The organism is Candidatus Amarolinea dominans (assembly GCF_016704685.1).
GTDB classification, from domain to species: Bacteria; Chloroflexota; Anaerolineae; order SSC4; family Amarolineaceae; genus Amarolinea; species Amarolinea dominans.
On sequence record NZ_JADIZS010000016.1, the window covers coordinates 56,735 to 71,983 of the forward strand.

Below are 15,249 nucleotides of genomic sequence, written 5' to 3' on the forward strand. Positions count from 1 at the left end.
ACGGCCAGTTCGGGCGGTCGGATGCGCAGGCGCAGGCGCAGGCCCACATCCGCGTCGGCCGCCTGCTGTTGGCTGACATCATAGCGGCTGCGCACCTCGCCGGTGAAAAGCGCATCGAAGAGGGCCTGGCCGAATTCTCGCACGGCCCGCTGACCGGGGCTGGGCGCCGCACGTCGCTGATGGTCGGAATCGAGCAGCGCGGTGCGCAGATTCGCCAGGACACTGGTGAGCGTCCGATCATCGGCCGGGAAGCGCATGACGCCGCGCGCCTCGCCTGCCGGTGAATAGAGCACGGTCACAGGATAGGCGCGGTCTGCGCCGAAGCCAATTCTCCAGATCGAAGTCGAGAAAGCGAGTTGATGGATCAGATGGCATAGAGGCGCCTCGTATCGGCTAATTGTCCGTTCATGACGACTACTTTTCTGGGAATTCATCCTTATTATAAGGATAAATTTGCTGATCGCCAAATGTGAACGGAATGGCTGCCCGTAAATGGGCCTGCGCTCCTCGTTCGGGCGGTTTTGGCCCAAAATCCCCGAGATAGGTGGGCAGCAAGAGGGATTGTGGGCGTTGAAGCTACATTTGGAAATGCGGCGCCCCGTAGGGGCACCTTGACTTGAGCGAGCGATGCCCCCCACACCCGTCGTCCCGTAGGGGCGCCTTGACTTGAGCGAGCGATGCCCCCCCACACCCGTCGTCCCGTAGGGACGATTGAATGAGGCCGCCCCGAGCGCAATCCGTCGCTAAGGTCAGGTGTCCCTACGGGACGGATACGGCTCGTGCGATGATGGCTAAGGTCAGGTGTCCCTACGGGACGCGTCGCGCCCACCAGGACGGCCTGGCGCTGGCCAGTCACATGGATGGCTACATTTGGAACTACCGCGCCAGGTACAGCCCACCCAATACGAGCGCAGCGCCGGCGAGGGTTTGGCCGCCCAGGCTTTCGCCCAGGGTGATGACGGCGATCAGGCTGGCGATGACGGGGATGAGGAAGAGGAAGATGCCGGCGCGGCTGGCGTCCATACGGGCCAGGATCTGCCACCAGGCCAGGTTGGCGAGCGCGCTGCTGCCGATGCCGAGGGCCAGCAGCAGCAGCCATGTGCCTGGCTGGGCGGGGATGGTCAGCCCTTGCCAGGCGGCGACCGGCAGCAAGAAGAGGGCGCCAAAGCCGGCGACCAACCCGGTCATGACGGCCGGCGGCGTACGGCCGACCAGCGGCTTGCCGTAGATGGAATAGAGCGCGGCGCACAGCGCGGCTGCCAGCGTGATCAGGTCGCCCGCCAGGGTGCTGACGCCAGCCGCGGGCGCGGCGCCCTGCCAGACGATGAGAATCACCCCGCCGAACGCCAGCGCCAGGCCCAGCCAGCCGCGGCCGCTCAGCCGCTCGCCCAGCCAGAAGACGCCGAGCAGCGCGGTGAAAAGGCCGATGGCGTTCATGATGAGGCTGCTGTGGATGGCGCTGGTGCGGGTCAGGCCGATGTTCTGCAGGCCGTAGAGCAGGCTGACGCCGAGCAGGCTGAGCAGGAGCAGGCGTCCGCCATCTCGCCGCAGCGCCAGACGCACCTGCGGCCCCTGTCCGCTCAGCGGCAGATAGGCGGCGAAGAACAGGGCCGCGATCAGCCAGCGCCAGAAGGCCAGGCTCCATGGGTTCACCTCCTGCAAGGCCAGCTTGGACCAGGTAAAACTGGCGGACCAGAAGAACACACTGGCGATGAGCGCGGGCGCAGCCCAGAACTTACCCCGCACGGCCCGCTTCAACCTTGCGCTCGTCAGCATCACCGGGCACCTCTTCCAGGCGCAGCGACAATACCTGCGAGGTATTGTCCGTGCTCATGGAGACGCCGTAGATGGTCCGCGCGGCCTCCACCGTGCCGCGGTTGTGCGTGATGACGATGAACTGAGTGTCACGCGCCAGGCGGCCGAGCGCATCCCGAAAACGCCCCACGTTGGCCTCGTCCAGGGCCGCATCCACCTCATCCAGAATGCAGAACGGCGGCGGGCTGACGCTGAGCACGCTGAAGATGAGCGCGGCCGCGGTCAACGCACGTTCGCCGCCGGAGAGCAAGGCCAGGCTCTGCGGCCGCTTGCCCGGCGGCCGGGCGATGATCTCGATGCCGGTCGTGGCCAGACTGTCGCCATCGGTCAGGCTGAGACGCGCACTGCCGCCGCCAAAGAGCATGCTGAAGTATTCCTTGAAGCGCTCGGCAATGGCCCGAAAGGTCTTGCGGAACTCCCGCTCCATCACCTTCTCCAGTTCGGCGATGACCTCGTGCAGCCCGTGCGCCCCTTTTTCCAGGTCGGCCACCTGCTCGACCAGGAAGGTATGGCGGCCGGCCGCTTCCTGATACTCGGTCGGTGCGTCGGGGTTGATGTTGCCCAGGCGGGTCAACTGCTGACGCAGGCGCTGCACCTCGGCTTCCAGCCCCTCCGGCGGAGTTTCCACCACCGGCAGGGTTTCGACCAGCGCGCCCAACGGCAGCGGCGGCTGCTCGGCCAGCTCCTCGCTCTGCTCCAACTGCACCAGGCCAAAATCGTGCTCGATGTCGCGACGCAGGCGCGCCAGCGTGTCCTGGCGTCGTTCCAACTCCAGGCGGGCCTGGTTCAACTGCACCTCGGCGCTGCGTACCTGCTGGCGCGCCCGGTTGGCCACGTTTTCCTGCTGCGTTTGCGTCGCTTCCACCTTTGCCAGTTCAGCCTCGGCCGGTTCGATCTGATCCTGATAGGTCTTGATCTGGCCGGCCAGCCGGCCATCCTGGCTGGTCAACTCGCGCACGTGCGCGCCCAGGCGCTCCAGCTCGGCCTGCCACTCCGCGGCGCGGGCGCGACGGGCCGCGGCTTGCGCGATAGCCTGTTCACGCGCCATCTGCGCCTGCTGCGCCAGCGCGGACTGCGTGGAAACCTGCGCCTGCGCGGTTGCCAGGGCGGCGCGTGCCGCGGCCAGCGCCTGATCGAGATCATCAGCCGCGAGCGCGGCCAGCGATTGCCGCGCGGCGCCGATGGCGTCCTGGCTGGCCGCCTGCTGGGCGTCGTGCTGGGTCAGGGTGGCTTGCAGCGCGCTGATCCGCGCGGCCAGGGTGACGCTTTCCTCGGCCGCCTGCCGCGCCAGGTCGGTGTGCCAACGTTCGGCCTGGCGCTGACGATCCAGGTCGCGCTGCACCTGGTTGAGCGCCTCACGACCGGTCGCGGCCTGTTGTTCCTGCTGTGTCTGCACGCTGCGCAGTTGACGCTGGCTGTCGAGCGCGGCCTGGCGCTTCTGTTCCGCCTGGCGCACCTGGGACTCGACTTGGCGGCTGCGCGCCTTCAACGCCTCGATAGCCGCGGGCAGCTCACGCCACTCGCGTTCGCGCGCCAGCACTGAGCCATCCTGGCGATTGCGCGCTGAGCTGCCGCCGCTGACGCTGCCGCCGGGCCGCACCAGGTCGCCTTCCAGCGTCGCCAGCGTTGGCTGCGGGCCGCTGCCCAGCCCCTGGCGCACACGCCGCGCCGCGGCCAGGTCTTCGGTGACGACGACGCGATTGAGCAGGTAAGCGACCACCGGCGCCAGGCGCGGCGCGGCCTCCACCAGGTCGGCCGCGACGCCGAGCACCCCCGCGCCACGCGGCACAGGAATGGGCGGCGCGGGCCGGATCGTGTCCAGGGGCAGGAAGGTGGCGCGCCCGCTGTCGGTGCGTTTGAGAAACGCGATGGCGGCCTCGGCCACCTCCCAGGTTTCCACCACGATGTCCTGCAGTTGACCGCCCAGGGCGACTTCGAGCGCGGTCTCCAGATGACTGGGCACCCGGATCAACGAGGCGACTGTGCCCAGGATGCCGGCCGGAAGCTGTGGCCGCGGGCTGGACAGATCGGCCAATACGGCCCGCGTGCCCGCGGCAAAGCCCGCGCCTTCGCTGCGTAAACGCGTCAGCACCTCGAAACGGCCCTGCAAGCTGGCGCTTTCACGGCTGACATCGTTCAGCGCGGCAGCCAGTTGGCGGCGCTCAGCCTCAGCCTGCTCGGCCAGGGCTGCCTGCTCGGCGCCCAGGTTGCCCAGGCGTTGAATTTCGGCCTGTGCAGCCGCCTGTTCGGCCTCCAGGAGACCGACACGCTGCGCCAGGGTGGCCGCGGTCTGGCGCGCGACGGCGATGGCGCCGGCGTGTTCGGACTGCTTTTTCTGCAACGCAGCCTGACGTTCGCCAATCTGCGTCAACTGCGCACGTGCGGCCTGTTGGGCAGCGAGCAGGCGGTTGGCTTCGGCCTGCACCTGCTCCAGCGCCTGCTGGCGGACACGACGGTCAGCCTGGCGTGCGGCCAGGGCCTCTTCTGCCTGGCGCACCGCGGCCTGCCGTGCCGTCGCGGCTTCACGGTGAGTGGTCACGGCCGCCAGCAGGGCCTGCAGCCGTTCCTGGGCCGCAGCTTCCTGCGCCTGCAAATTTTCCACCTCGAGCGCGGTGTCGCGTTGACGACCCAGCAGTTGGCGCTGACGCTCTTCGTTGACCGCCAGTTCGCGTTGGGTCGTCTCGGCCTGACGGTGCAGCGCGCTGGCTGCGCGGTGCCAATCGCCCAGGTGCTGGCGCAGATCAGCATGGCGAGCGCGCTGCGCCTGCAGATCCGCTTCCAGGCGGGCCAGATCGGCCTGGAACTGGCGTTGCAGGTCAGCGGCGCTGCGCTCGCCCTGCTGGGCGCGTTCAACCTCGCCCAGCAGCGTATGCCAGCGGTAGCCGTACCAGGTGCGCAGCAGCGCGTGCAGGTCGGCCTGGAGCTGCCTGGCCTGGTTGGCCTTGTCCGCGGCCAGTTTGAGGTGGCGCAAGCGCGGGGTCAGTTCCTGCAGCAGGTCCTGCACCCGCTGTAAATTGACCTTCGTTTCGTCCAGGCGGCGCAGGGCTTCGTCGCGCTTGGCCTGCTGGCCGGTGATGCCTGCGGCCTCCTCGAACAGCGCGCGGCGCTCATCGGGCCGCTGGGAGAGCACTTGATCCACCAGGCCCTGGCCGATGACGGTGTAGGTGCGCCGGCTGAGACCGGAGCGGCCGAGCAGCTCGGCAATGTCCTTGAGGCGCACGCGGTTGCCGTTGAGCAGATATTCGTTTTCACCAGAGCGGAAGGCGCGACGCGTGATGGTCACTTCAGCAAAGTCGAGCGGCAGCGAGCCATCGCTGTTGTCCAGGGTCAGGCGCACCTCGGCCATGCCCAGGCGGGCGCGCTGATCGCTGCCGGAGAAGATCATGTCTTCGGTCTTCTTGCCGCGCAGCAGGTTGAAGCTCTGCTCGCCGAGCACCCAGCGCACCGCGTCGGCCACATTCGATTTACCGGAGCCATTGGGGCCAATGACCGCGGTCACGCCGCGGTCGAAGACGAACTCAGTACGATTGGCGAACGATTTGTAGCCTTGCAGTTCAAGTTGCTTGAGGCGCATGAATCTCCATTCGATGCTTATCGGGCGTCAACTCGTCTCTCCGTGCTGAGACGGGCAGCAGAATGCATTCTAACACTGGCAAGAGGAATGGCAAAAAACGGCAGAACTCTCGCCTTCCACACACCCGATCTCTGGTCTCTAATCCCTGATCTCTCTCTGGAGACCGGGGAGCGGGATTTGCTCAATGGCGTGGGGGGCGTATAATGCAGGCGGCTCAAAACAACAACCGCACACGAAGCCCTACCCGAACAAACAGCAACCGAACTCAATACGCTGCACTTTGCACTTTGCACTCTGCGCTTTGCACTCTGCGCTTTGCACTTTGCACTTTGCACTCTGCACTCTCGATCCCGGAGGTTTCACCGATGCCACGTCCAATGTTCGACTCCGAGTACCTGTACGGACTACACGATCCCGGCGGTGAGCAGTTGATGCTCGATGCAGGTGCGCCGGGGTGGGTGGTCATTTCCGAGAAGATCGAGGCCGACCCGAACGATCACGGCGGCCAAAACTACACCCATCTCTCCGGCCGCGGCCTGGGCGTGATCGTGCGCCTGAACTACGGCTACTACGACACCAGCACCATCCCCCACTCCTCGCGCTACGAGGACTTCGCCAGGCGCTGCGCCAATTTCGTGCGTAACTCGCCGGGCTGCCGCATCTGGATCATCGGCAACGAGACGAACATGTACGCTGAGCAGCCCAAGTCGCCAGATGAAAAGATCACGCCGGCGCTGTATGCACGCTGCTACCGCCTCTGCCGCAATGCCATCCATGCAGTGGACCCCGGCGCGCAGGTGTTGGTGGGGGCCGTCGCGCCCTGGAACGCAGAAACGGGCGACTGGGTCAAATATTTCGAGGAGGTGCTCAAACTGGTGGCCGGCGAGTGCGACGGCTTCACCCTGCACACCTATGGGCGCAGCAGCGATCCGGCGACCATTACCAGCGCGGAGACCATGGACCCCCCTTACAACCGCTACAGCAAGCAGTTTGCCACCTACCAGGATTTCCTGCGCGTGGTGCCCGCGTCCATGCGCTCCCTGCCGTGCTACATCACCGAAACTAACTACAACGGGCCGTGGGAAGACCGCAACACCGGCTGGATTCGCCGCGCGTACGAGGACATCAACCAGTGGAACCAACAGGCGGGCAACCAGGTTATCCGCGCTGGTGCTCTATCGTTGGGCCAATTACGACCGTTTCGTCATCGAAACGCAAGAATGGCGCCAAAGACGATTTCAGGCAGGCCCTGGGCGCCGGCTTCAAGTGGCCGCAGCGGGCGGTGGTGGTGGATGATCCCTATGCGGCGCTGCGCAAGCGCCTGGGCGACCTGGAGACGCAGGTGAATAAGCTGCTGGCCGACCTGCAGAAGGCGCTCGCCGCGGGCGCCGCGGCGTCCGGCCCGCTCGTGGCCCGCATTGCGGACCTGGGCAAGCGCGCCGGCGATGTGACCGCCGCAGCCGCGGAGGCCGATGCCCTGACCCGCAGGGTGAGCAGCCTGGAGGCGCTGTTGGCCCTGCCGCCGGGCGCAGTGCCGCAGCCGGACCTGCAGGACCTGAGCGAGAGCCTGCCCAAGAAGGCGCCTTATCCCACCCGTGACGCAGGCGCGATCCGCCGCATCGTGATTCACCACACCGGGAATGCCGGCGACACCTCTCCCGTGGCCATTGCCAGGTACCTGATCCGCACCGGCAAGGCGGGCATCACCTATCATTTCCTCATCAACACGGATGGCACGATCTACTGGACGCAGCCGCTGGAGGCCGTCGTGGAGGCGGGCAAACCCGATCTCAACGCGGACAGCGTGGCGGTGGCCCTGGGCGGCAATTTCACGACGGAGGTGCCCACCGAGGCGCAACTCGCCAGTGCCGCACACCTGGTCGCCTGGCTGTTGTCAACCTGCCAATTGGGCGTCGAGGCGGTCATCGGCCGCCGGGAAGTGGAGAAGATCGCTCCCTCGCCCGGTAACCAATGGAACACCGGCGCCTGCTACCGTGAGCGCCTGTTGGCTGATGTGCAGACCTGGCTGAACAATCAGCCGCAGCCGGACGACACCGATCTGGCGGCACTGCGCCTGCGCGTGGATGAACTGACGGCCCAGCTCGGAAAGTTGCAGGTCGCCGCCACGCAGCTCGAGCAGGAGACGCAGACCCTGCGCACCGCGCTAGCGCAGAAGGAACTGGATAATAACGGTCTGAGTGACGCGCTGAAGCAGAAAGAGACGGCGCTGGCCGGCCTGCGCGACGCGCTGGCGCAGAAGGAGCAGGACATCGTCGGTCTGCGCACCGCTGTGGCGCAGAAGGAGCTGCAAATCGCCGATCTGACTGAACAGGTGCGGCGACTGCAGGGCGGAGCGCCGGCGCCAGGCTTGGTCAAGCCAGAGATCAAGGACCCTGGGCTGTTGAAACAGCATGAGGTCAAGCGTTACCCGACCCGGCCGCTGAGCGACATCAAGCGCATCGTCGTGCATCACACGGTGACTCCCGGCACGGTCACGCCGCAGCGCGTGGCCGAGGCGCAGGTAGTAGGCAAGAACCGGCCCGGCATCACCTATCATTTCCTGATCAGCAGCAACGGCACGATCTACGCGACGCAGCCGCTGGAGACGATCACCGAGCAGACCGATCAGCCGGCCGTGAACGCCGACAGCGTGGCCGTGGCCCTGGCCGGCGATTTTACGACGGTTGCACCGCCCGCGGAGCAGTTGAACGCCGCGGCCCGCCTGATCGCCTGGCTGTTGTCAACCTGCCAATTGGGCGTCGAGGCGGTCATCGGCCGCCGGGAAGTGGATAAGAGCGCTCCCTCGCCCGGCGCACAATGGCTGAGCGGCGCCGCTTTCAAGCACACCCTGCTGGCGGCCGTGGCGGCCGAGCGGGCCAAAGCGCCGCCGGACGACGGGGGCGCCGACGACAGCGCGCTGGTCGCGCAGTTGCGCGGCCAGATCAGCGGGCTGACGCAGGAGCGCGATGATCTGAAGAGCGCGCTGGTGCAGGCGCAGGCCGAGGTGGCGCGTTTGCGCAGCGCGGGCGGCCAGGTGGCCGATCTGCAGGCGCAGGTGACGAACCTGCGTGATGCGGTCGCCGCCGGCGAGGTCACGGTGGCGCAGTTGCGCAGCCGCATCGCGGCGTTGGAGGCCGAGATCGCCCGGCTGCGGGCGGGTCAGCCGGCCGGTGTGCCGCAGCCCACGATCGTGGACATGATCGGCAAGCTGGCTACGCATCCCACCCTGCCGCCCTACACCACGCGCACGCGGCCGATCACGATGATCGCGGTGCATCACACCGACACCCCGCTGACGCACACCGTGGAGACCATTGCGCATTACCACGTCTTCGGCGAACGCAAGAAGGGCGACCAGGTCATCAAGGCGCCGTGGCCCGGCGTCGGCTATCACTACATCGTGGCGCCCGACGGCGTCATCTATCACTGCCAGCCCGATGACATCCGTTCGAACCAGGTGGGCGGCGAACCGAACAGTTACACGGTGGCGGTCAGCCTGATTGGCCGCTTCATGCGCACCGATCTGCAGGGCAAACCGCACCCGCCAGAGAAGCAGGAACCGACAGCCGCCCAGCTCGCCAGCGCCACGCAGTTGATCGCCTGGCTGATGCAGAAGTACAGCGTCCCACTGCAGCCGAAGTTCGAGAACAGTATCCCGGTCACCGGCGTGGTGGGTCATCGTGACATCTGGGACCAGGTGCAAAAGGGCGCCACCGTTTGTCCGGGCGACCAGTGGAAAACGGGCATCGCCTGGCGCGACAAGCTCTACCAGGCCGTGCAGAGCTGGCTGGACGGCCGGCCGCAGAGCCGCGCCAAACCAATCAAGCACTATCTGCTGCTCTGGGATCACGGCGCGGACTGGGCGCAGACCGATTGGCGCAACGCCCAGGACTACATCGCGTTCTTCCGGCCCACGGCCGGCTTCTCGACGACGGACGCCATGCAGGCCGAAGTCGTGACCATCGTGGGCGGCGATGCCGGCGTCACCGGCGCGGACGAGGCGCGGCTGGCCGCGGCCGGCTGCCGTGTCTTCCGCCTGGCCGGCGTGGATGAGGCCGACACGCGAGCCAGGTTGGCCGCGTTGATTGACGCCCGCACGCCCTATCCAGGGGCGTCAGTGGCCACGCGCGGCATCGAGGCCGCCGATCCGTGGGATCGGGGGCCGGAAGCATCGCCAGACCTGCCCTGGGACGCGTGGACCGTGCCGGACGACTGGCCCGCAGCCGGGTTCGACCCGGTGGCCGCCGAGGATGAGGCGATTGACATCCCCGGCGTGACGCGTGGAGTTGGCAAGGCCACGAAGGCCAAGACCACGAAACCGAGAACCTCGCAGCCAAAATCCACGGCCTCGGACACTGAGCCGAAGCCCAAGCGCAAGCGCAGCAAGAGCACGGGAGGCGCAGCATGAACAAGCTCGGCTTTTACATCGAAGTCTCTACGCGGCAGTGGATACCCGAGGCGCTGGCGGAGGTCAAGCCGCCGACGATCCTGTGGCACGCGGGCGACCGGGGCAAGCTGCAGGAGATTCGGCGAGGTCTCTCGCCCGATTCGTTCATCATCGGCCGATGGTTCGTGGAGAACCAGGAGCAGGACGCCATGCTGAGGAGCGCGGACCCGGCCGCGGCCGGCCGCAGTCTGGCCGACAGGATTCTGAATTACGACATGGGTTATGCCACCGAACGGGTCAACGATCGCCTGCTGATTGACGCGTGGATGAGCCTCAACGAGGCGGTGCCAGGCCCGGCTTCGAGCAATTTCCAGAGCGATCCGGCCGAGGTCAAGCAGAAGCTGCGGGCTTATGAGGAGTTTCAGCTCGGTTTCCGTGAGCGCCTGCAGACCCAGAAACTGGAGGCGGTCGCGTTCAATTTTGCCGCCGGGAATTTCACGGCGGCCAGTCACTACCTGGAATGGTTCCCGCGCACGTTGGAGAGTTACAAGTACCTCGGTTTTCACGAGTACGGCTGGCCCGCGCTCAAGCCAGGGCCGGATGTGGCGACCGGCGCGCTGCTCTACCGCACTTGCCTGGATGGCATCCGGAAGAAATACGGCGACCGGCACGAAGTGATCATCACCGAGTGCGGCCTGGCGCGCATGTACAAATACCCGGTAGACCCGGCCGGCGACGTGGGTTGGTTGTGGCCGGGCGAGACGATTGCGCAGGACAGGTACTGGGAATCGCTGGCCTGGTACAACGCCGAGCTGTGTCGCGATGCGTATGTCAAAGGCGTGTGCCTTTACCAGGTGGGGCATGGCGGCGGCAAATGGGAGACCTTCCGCCACCTGGGGGAAGACAACCAGCATCAGTCCATTCAGATCATCTCGCGCATCGCGAAGCTGCGCGACGCGCGAGGGCCAGATCCAGATGGGCCGAAATTGCCCGATGACCCGAAATTGCCCGATGGGCCGAAGCTACCTGATGAACCGCTGCCGGCGGATCTGGCGGGGCTTAAGAAACGGGCGGCAGACCTGGAAGGCAAGCTGGCGCTGGCCGCGCAGCAGTTGGCGTCGCTCGCCCAACTGGCCGCCCAGAAACCGCTGCTCGACACAGCCGCCAAGCAGGCAGTACAGGCGGCCGCGCTGCTCAGCACCCTGACCGCGCTGCAAGGCCGTATGCAGCGGGCGGGGGCGCAGTTGGCGCAGCGCAGCGATGCCACCCCGGCCCTGCGGCAGCGCGCCGCGGACCTGCAAGCCAAACTGGACACGCTGCAAGGCCGCGTCACGGCAGTGGCAGGCCTGGCGCCGGCCATCAGCCAGGCGCAGAAGGACCTGCAGGCGGCGCTCGCCGGCCCGAGCAATCTGCCGGCGCTGCAAAAGCAATGTCCAGCCTGCTGGCGGCGGTCAAGGGTCTGCGCGCCGACCTGGAAAAAGGCGCGGACAGCGACGCGGAGATCAGCCTGCAAAACCCCGCGCCCGGCGTCGGCATCCGGCAGAGTTTCGGCCAGAACCCGGCCGCTTACAAGTCCTTTGGCCTGGCCGGGCATGAGGGCATTGACTATGCCTGTGCGCTCGGGACGCCGATTAGAGCCGCGGCCGACGGCGTGGTGTTCCGCAGCGGCGCAACCTCCGGCGAGTACGGGCCAGACAAGAATCAGGGACCTTACGGCATCCGCGTGACCGTGGAACACACCCGGGGCAGCCAGAAGGGCTACACGGTTTACGCGCACCTGTCCAGCGTCTCGGTCCAGGTTGGCGACCGCGTGCAGGCGGGCGACGAGGTGGGCAAGAGCGGCAACACCGGCCATTCGACCGGCGCGCATCTGCACTTCAGCCTGATCCTGGCGGGCAAGAGCAATCCCGGTTATAGATCGGTGCTGGCCGATGACACCTGGTTCCATGACCCGGCGCCGTTCATGTCCGGCACTCGCGGGGTAGATGAATGGGTCGAAGGCGACACGGGCGACATGCACGAGGAGATCATCTGCCTGCCGCCGACGCGACCGGAGGAGATGTAACCGGCATCACCAGCGATAACAATGAAGGCGACCGACGATGATTACCGTGTATCAGATCCACCCCGACTCGCTCGAAGTGGTGTCAAGTCCCACGGCGGGCTGTTGGATCAACGTGCTTGAGGCGACGCAAGAGGACGCGGCGCAGTTGGAAGCCTGGGGCTTTCCTTCCCATTATGTCACCTATGCGCTGGATCCGGGAGAACGCGCCCGCGTGGAGCACAGTCAGGGCGTGACGCTGATCGTCTTTCTCATTCCGCACGCGAAGCCGGCGCCTATTGACACGCCCTACGCCACCCTGCCGCTGGGCATTCTGATCACCGAGAGCAACATCGTCACCATCTGCTGTACGCGCAGCCATATCCTGCGTGACATTGCGGCCGGCAAGATTCCCGATATGCCGACCGTGAATCATCGCCGTTTCATCTTGAAACTGCTCTTGCGCATCAGCGAACAGTATCTCAAATACTTGCGTACGATTGATGAGGCGGTCGAACAGGTCGAGGTTCGCCTGCACCATTCCTTGCAGAATCGTGAGGTGCTTGAGCTGCTGAAGTATCAGAAGTGCCTGGTCTATTTTGTCACGGCCCTACGTTCGAATGAGCTGATGCTCAAGCGCCTGCAAAAAAGCGCTCTGCTGACGCATGCCGAAGACGAAGAACTGCTGGAAGATGTGCTGATCGAAATTCGGCAGGCGATCGAGCTGACGGAGATTTCGGAGCGTATTTTGGGACAGATGATGGGTGCGTTCACCTCGATCATCTCGAACAATCTGAACGTGGTGATGAAATTCCTGGCCGCCGTGACCATCATCATCAGCCTGCCAACGCTGGTCGCCAGTTTCTTCGGCATGAATGTCAACCTGCCGGCGGCGAATCATCCGTTGGCCTTCTGGTTCGTGATTGGCCTGGCCGGTACGTTGGCCATAAGTATCGTGCTGTTCTTTTGGCGCAAACACTGGTTATGATCCAGCGCGTTCATTGACGCACCCGCGCCACCGGCATGCAGGTTCAGGGCCTGACGCGGCCGTAACATGGATTTACCAAAGTGCGTCATGGCAGCAGACGATGGAGGAGAGGAACAAATGCTTTATTCGCTCGAACAGGTGGTGACGGGGCGCAAGGCGCCCATCTGCATCCAATCGGACGCGACGGTGCTCGACGCCCTGCACCTGATGATCGGCCATCACATCGGCCAACTGCCGGTGCTCGCTGCCGACGGCCAGGTGAGCGGCCTGATCTCGCAGCAGGGCATTCTCACCACCTACTTCACGGCCAACGGCAAAGTCGCCCTGCTCGATCTGCCGGTCAGCCACTGCCTCGACCCGGTCACGACCCTGACCACGGACGACGATCTGATGACGGCCATCGAGCTGCTGCGCACGCGCGGCCGCTACGCGCTGGTGATCCTGCGCGAGTCGGCGCCGGTCGCCATTCTGACCGGCAAGGACATGAGCTACTTCTTCCGTTCCCTGTTCGGGGGCCTGCTGTTCCTGGAACAGATCGAAGTGATCCTGCGCGACGCCATCGCCGCTGCCTTTCCCAGTGCCGACGCGCGGCGGGCGGCCCTGGTGGCCGCGTTTGGCTCCAGCCCGGCCGACAAGAGCAAGCCGACCCGCGGCGAGCGCTATTTGACCTTTACGGACCAAATCTACCTGATTCAAGACAACGACAATTGGCCCGCCTTTGCCCCGCAGTTCGGCCCGCGCGACTTCTTCGTCTCGATGATGAATCAGACGCGGCAGGTGCGCAACCGCATCGCGCATTTCAACGGACGGCCCGATTCTCTGCAACTGGACACCCTGCGCCGCATGGCCGCATGGCTGGCCGGCCGGCCGTCCCTGCCTGCGCCTGACGCCGCGCCTGCGCCTGACGCCGCGCCTGTGCCTGACGCCGCGCCCGCGCCCGGTCCGACGGCGGACGCCGCGTCTCGCACCAGCAGCCTGGAGAGCCTGCTGGCCGGCCGTCGCCCCCTGGTCGGCGTTGGTCGCCAGGCCACCCTGCGTGAGGCGCTGCAGGTGATGCTGGAGAACGGCTTTGCCCAGGTTCCGGTCCTGGACCAGGACGGCCTGCTCAGCGGCGTGCTGACCTTGACCGCGATCCTGCGCCTGTACTACCACACCGAAGGGGCCGTTGACCTGTTCGATCTCGACGTGACGCACTGCCTGGAGCCGGCGGTCACCGTGGATGTCAGCGATGACCTGTTCCGGGCCGTGGACAGCCTGGCCACCCCGCGCGTCAGCGCGGTCTTTGTGCTGGCGGAGGGCAGGCCGGTCGGCATCCTGACCGGCAAAGACATGACGGCGTTCTTCCGCGCCCTGTTCGAAGGCATCATCCTCGTCGAACGGGTGGAGACGATCCTGAACGAGCAGATCAGCCAGGCCTTTCCGAGCGAAGAGGCGCTCAACGCCGCGGCCATCCTGGCCTATGGCGCTGATCGCAAAGACCCAAGCCGGCCGCAGCGTCACCCGCACCGGGTATCGCTGGCCGACAAGATGGTTTTGATCTGCGAGGGCCACAACTGGCCGCTGTTCGAGCCGGCGCTTGGCCCGCGTGAAGCCTTCATGCACCTGATGGAACGGGTGCGCCGTGTGCGCAACAACGTGATGCACTTCCGCGGCGACCTGGGCGCGCTGGAGCGCGACGCCCTCGATCAGGCCTACAGTTGGCTGCTGCACCGCACGCAGACGCCGCCGCCGCCGGCCGCAACGGGCAATCATCATGGTCAGCAAGAGCCGCCCCCGGCGTCCGGGGCATCGCCCGTGGGCGGCAATCCCTACTTCATGCTCATGCAGCGCCCGCTCCGCACCAGCGTACTGACGTGAACGCGCCTGCAGGCCAGCCCGTGTTTGCGCTGCCAACCCGGAGGGTGCCATCATGACCACGACCGACTACCGCAACTTCGATCTCCTCATCGCCCGCGCCGGCGAGCGCTACCGCGCGTTCGTGGTGGACGCGCCGGCCGGTGAGGCCAGCGTCGTCTTCGACCTGCCCTTCGCGCCGGATGAGATCACCCGCCTGGGCAGCCTGGTGCGCGGCGCCAGCCGTCGCCCCGGCGCGGCCGAGGATGCCGGTCCGGCCGCCAACCTGGCCGACCTGGGCCGGCGCCAAACCTGACGCTGTTGAACAACGCGCTGCGCCAGACGGGCTGGATCGGCGCTGAAATCACTGCGGAAACCTGGCGGCCAGTTCTGGCCGATCAGCTTCAGCGGCTCAACTGGGATCGGGTCGTGGATGACGTGCGCCCCTTGCTCGACGTGGGCGCCGATCTGGCGCTGCTCACACTGGAGAATGTACTGCAGGTTGTGACGCATCCCCGTTCGCGCACGTAGACCACTTTGAGATCACGCGCGTGGCAGCTATTCGTCGAGCAAACGTTGGCGAATTAACGAAAGGATGGGAGGACGCAAGC

The 15,249-nt window shown here is 66.1% G+C and carries 11 protein-coding genes; 9 read left to right on the forward strand and 2 right to left on the reverse strand.

From position 1 onward, the window contains the following. Positions 1-68: 68 nt before the first annotated feature. Positions 69-284 carry a hypothetical protein gene (locus tag IPF85_RS12025; protein WP_343408321.1) on the forward strand — a complete coding sequence of 72 codons (216 nt, stop codon included), beginning with the start codon at positions 69-71 and terminating at the stop codon, positions 282-284. Positions 285-876: 592 nt separating this feature from the next. Here IPF85_RS12025 and IPF85_RS12030 read toward each other — a convergent pair. Together IPF85_RS12030 and smc are read right to left on the reverse strand one after the other, a co-directional pair. Further along, positions 877-1,776, reverse strand: coding sequence for a DMT family transporter (locus IPF85_RS12030; protein WP_343408411.1), 900 nt, complete (start codon positions 1,774-1,776; stop codon positions 877-879). After that, positions 1,736-5,389 carry a chromosome segregation protein SMC gene (smc, locus tag IPF85_RS12035; RefSeq protein ID WP_343408322.1) on the reverse strand — a complete coding sequence of 1,218 codons (3,654 nt, stop codon included), beginning with the start codon at positions 5,387-5,389 and terminating at the stop codon, positions 1,736-1,738. Before smc ends, IPF85_RS12030 begins: the two co-directional genes overlap by 41 nt. Positions 5,390-5,754: 365 nt before the next feature. On the opposite strand from smc, the gene IPF85_RS12040 reads away from it, so the two are divergent. The 8 genes from IPF85_RS12040 to IPF85_RS12075 all read left to right on the forward strand — a co-directional run bounded on the left by IPF85_RS12040 (position 5,755) and on the right by IPF85_RS12075 (position 15,169). Next, positions 5,755-6,735 carry a hypothetical protein gene (locus tag IPF85_RS12040; protein ID WP_343408323.1) on the forward strand — a complete coding sequence of 327 codons (981 nt, stop codon included), beginning with the start codon at positions 5,755-5,757 and terminating at the stop codon, positions 6,733-6,735. Next, positions 6,678-9,797, forward strand: a complete 3,120-nt coding sequence (locus tag IPF85_RS12045; protein ID WP_343408324.1) for an N-acetylmuramoyl-L-alanine amidase — start codon at positions 6,678-6,680, stop codon at positions 9,795-9,797. Before IPF85_RS12040 ends, IPF85_RS12045 begins: the two co-directional genes overlap by 58 nt. After that, positions 9,794-11,503 (forward strand): hypothetical protein, encoded by a 1,710-nt coding sequence (locus IPF85_RS12050; RefSeq protein WP_343408325.1) that lies wholly within the window; start codon positions 9,794-9,796, stop codon positions 11,501-11,503. Before IPF85_RS12045 ends, IPF85_RS12050 begins: the two co-directional genes overlap by 4 nt. After that, positions 11,407-11,841, forward strand: coding sequence for a M23 family metallopeptidase (locus IPF85_RS12055; protein ID WP_343408412.1), 435 nt, complete (start codon positions 11,407-11,409; stop codon positions 11,839-11,841). Before IPF85_RS12050 ends, IPF85_RS12055 begins: the two co-directional genes overlap by 97 nt. A 37-nt stretch (positions 11,842-11,878) precedes the next feature. Next, a complete protein-coding gene (locus tag IPF85_RS12060) occupies positions 11,879-12,805 on the forward strand; it encodes a magnesium transporter CorA family protein (protein ID WP_343408326.1) in 927 nt (308 codons plus the stop codon). A 117-nt stretch (positions 12,806-12,922) separates the two neighbouring features. After that, the gene (locus IPF85_RS12065; protein WP_343408327.1) at positions 12,923-14,662 is read left to right on the forward strand and encodes a CBS domain-containing protein; all 1,740 of its coding nucleotides are present in this window, start codon (positions 12,923-12,925) and stop codon (positions 14,660-14,662) included. A 52-nt stretch (positions 14,663-14,714) separates the two neighbouring features. Continuing rightward, the gene (locus IPF85_RS12070; protein WP_343408328.1) at positions 14,715-14,954 is read left to right on the forward strand and encodes a hypothetical protein; all 240 of its coding nucleotides are present in this window, start codon (positions 14,715-14,717) and stop codon (positions 14,952-14,954) included. 5 nt (positions 14,955-14,959) lie between these two features. Beyond that, positions 14,960-15,169, forward strand: coding sequence for a hypothetical protein (locus IPF85_RS12075; protein WP_343408329.1), 210 nt, complete (start codon positions 14,960-14,962; stop codon positions 15,167-15,169). The last annotated feature ends 80 nt before the right edge of the window (positions 15,170-15,249 follow it).

What these genes read in the sequence shown, in the direction of transcription:
- IPF85_RS12065 (WP_343408327.1), top strand. Translation starts at nt 12,923, where the DNA reads ATGCTTTATTCGCTCGAACAGGTGGTGACGGGGCGCAAGGCGCCCATC.
- IPF85_RS12040 (WP_343408323.1), top strand. Translation starts at nt 5,755, where the DNA reads ATGCCACGTCCAATGTTCGACTCCGAGTACCTGTACGGACTACACGAT.
- IPF85_RS12060 (WP_343408326.1), top strand. Translation starts at nt 11,879, where the DNA reads ATGATTACCGTGTATCAGATCCACCCCGACTCGCTCGAAGTGGTGTCA.
- IPF85_RS12050 (WP_343408325.1), top strand. Translation starts at nt 9,794, where the DNA reads ATGAACAAGCTCGGCTTTTACATCGAAGTCTCTACGCGGCAGTGGATA.
- smc (WP_343408322.1), bottom strand. Translation starts at nt 5,389, where the DNA reads ATGCGCCTCAAGCAACTTGAACTGCAAGGCTACAAATCGTTCGCCAAT.
- IPF85_RS12030 (WP_343408411.1), bottom strand. Translation starts at nt 1,776, where the DNA reads ATGCTGACGAGCGCAAGGTTGAAGCGGGCCGTGCGGGGTAAGTTCTGG.
- IPF85_RS12070 (WP_343408328.1), top strand. Translation starts at nt 14,715, where the DNA reads ATGACCACGACCGACTACCGCAACTTCGATCTCCTCATCGCCCGCGCC.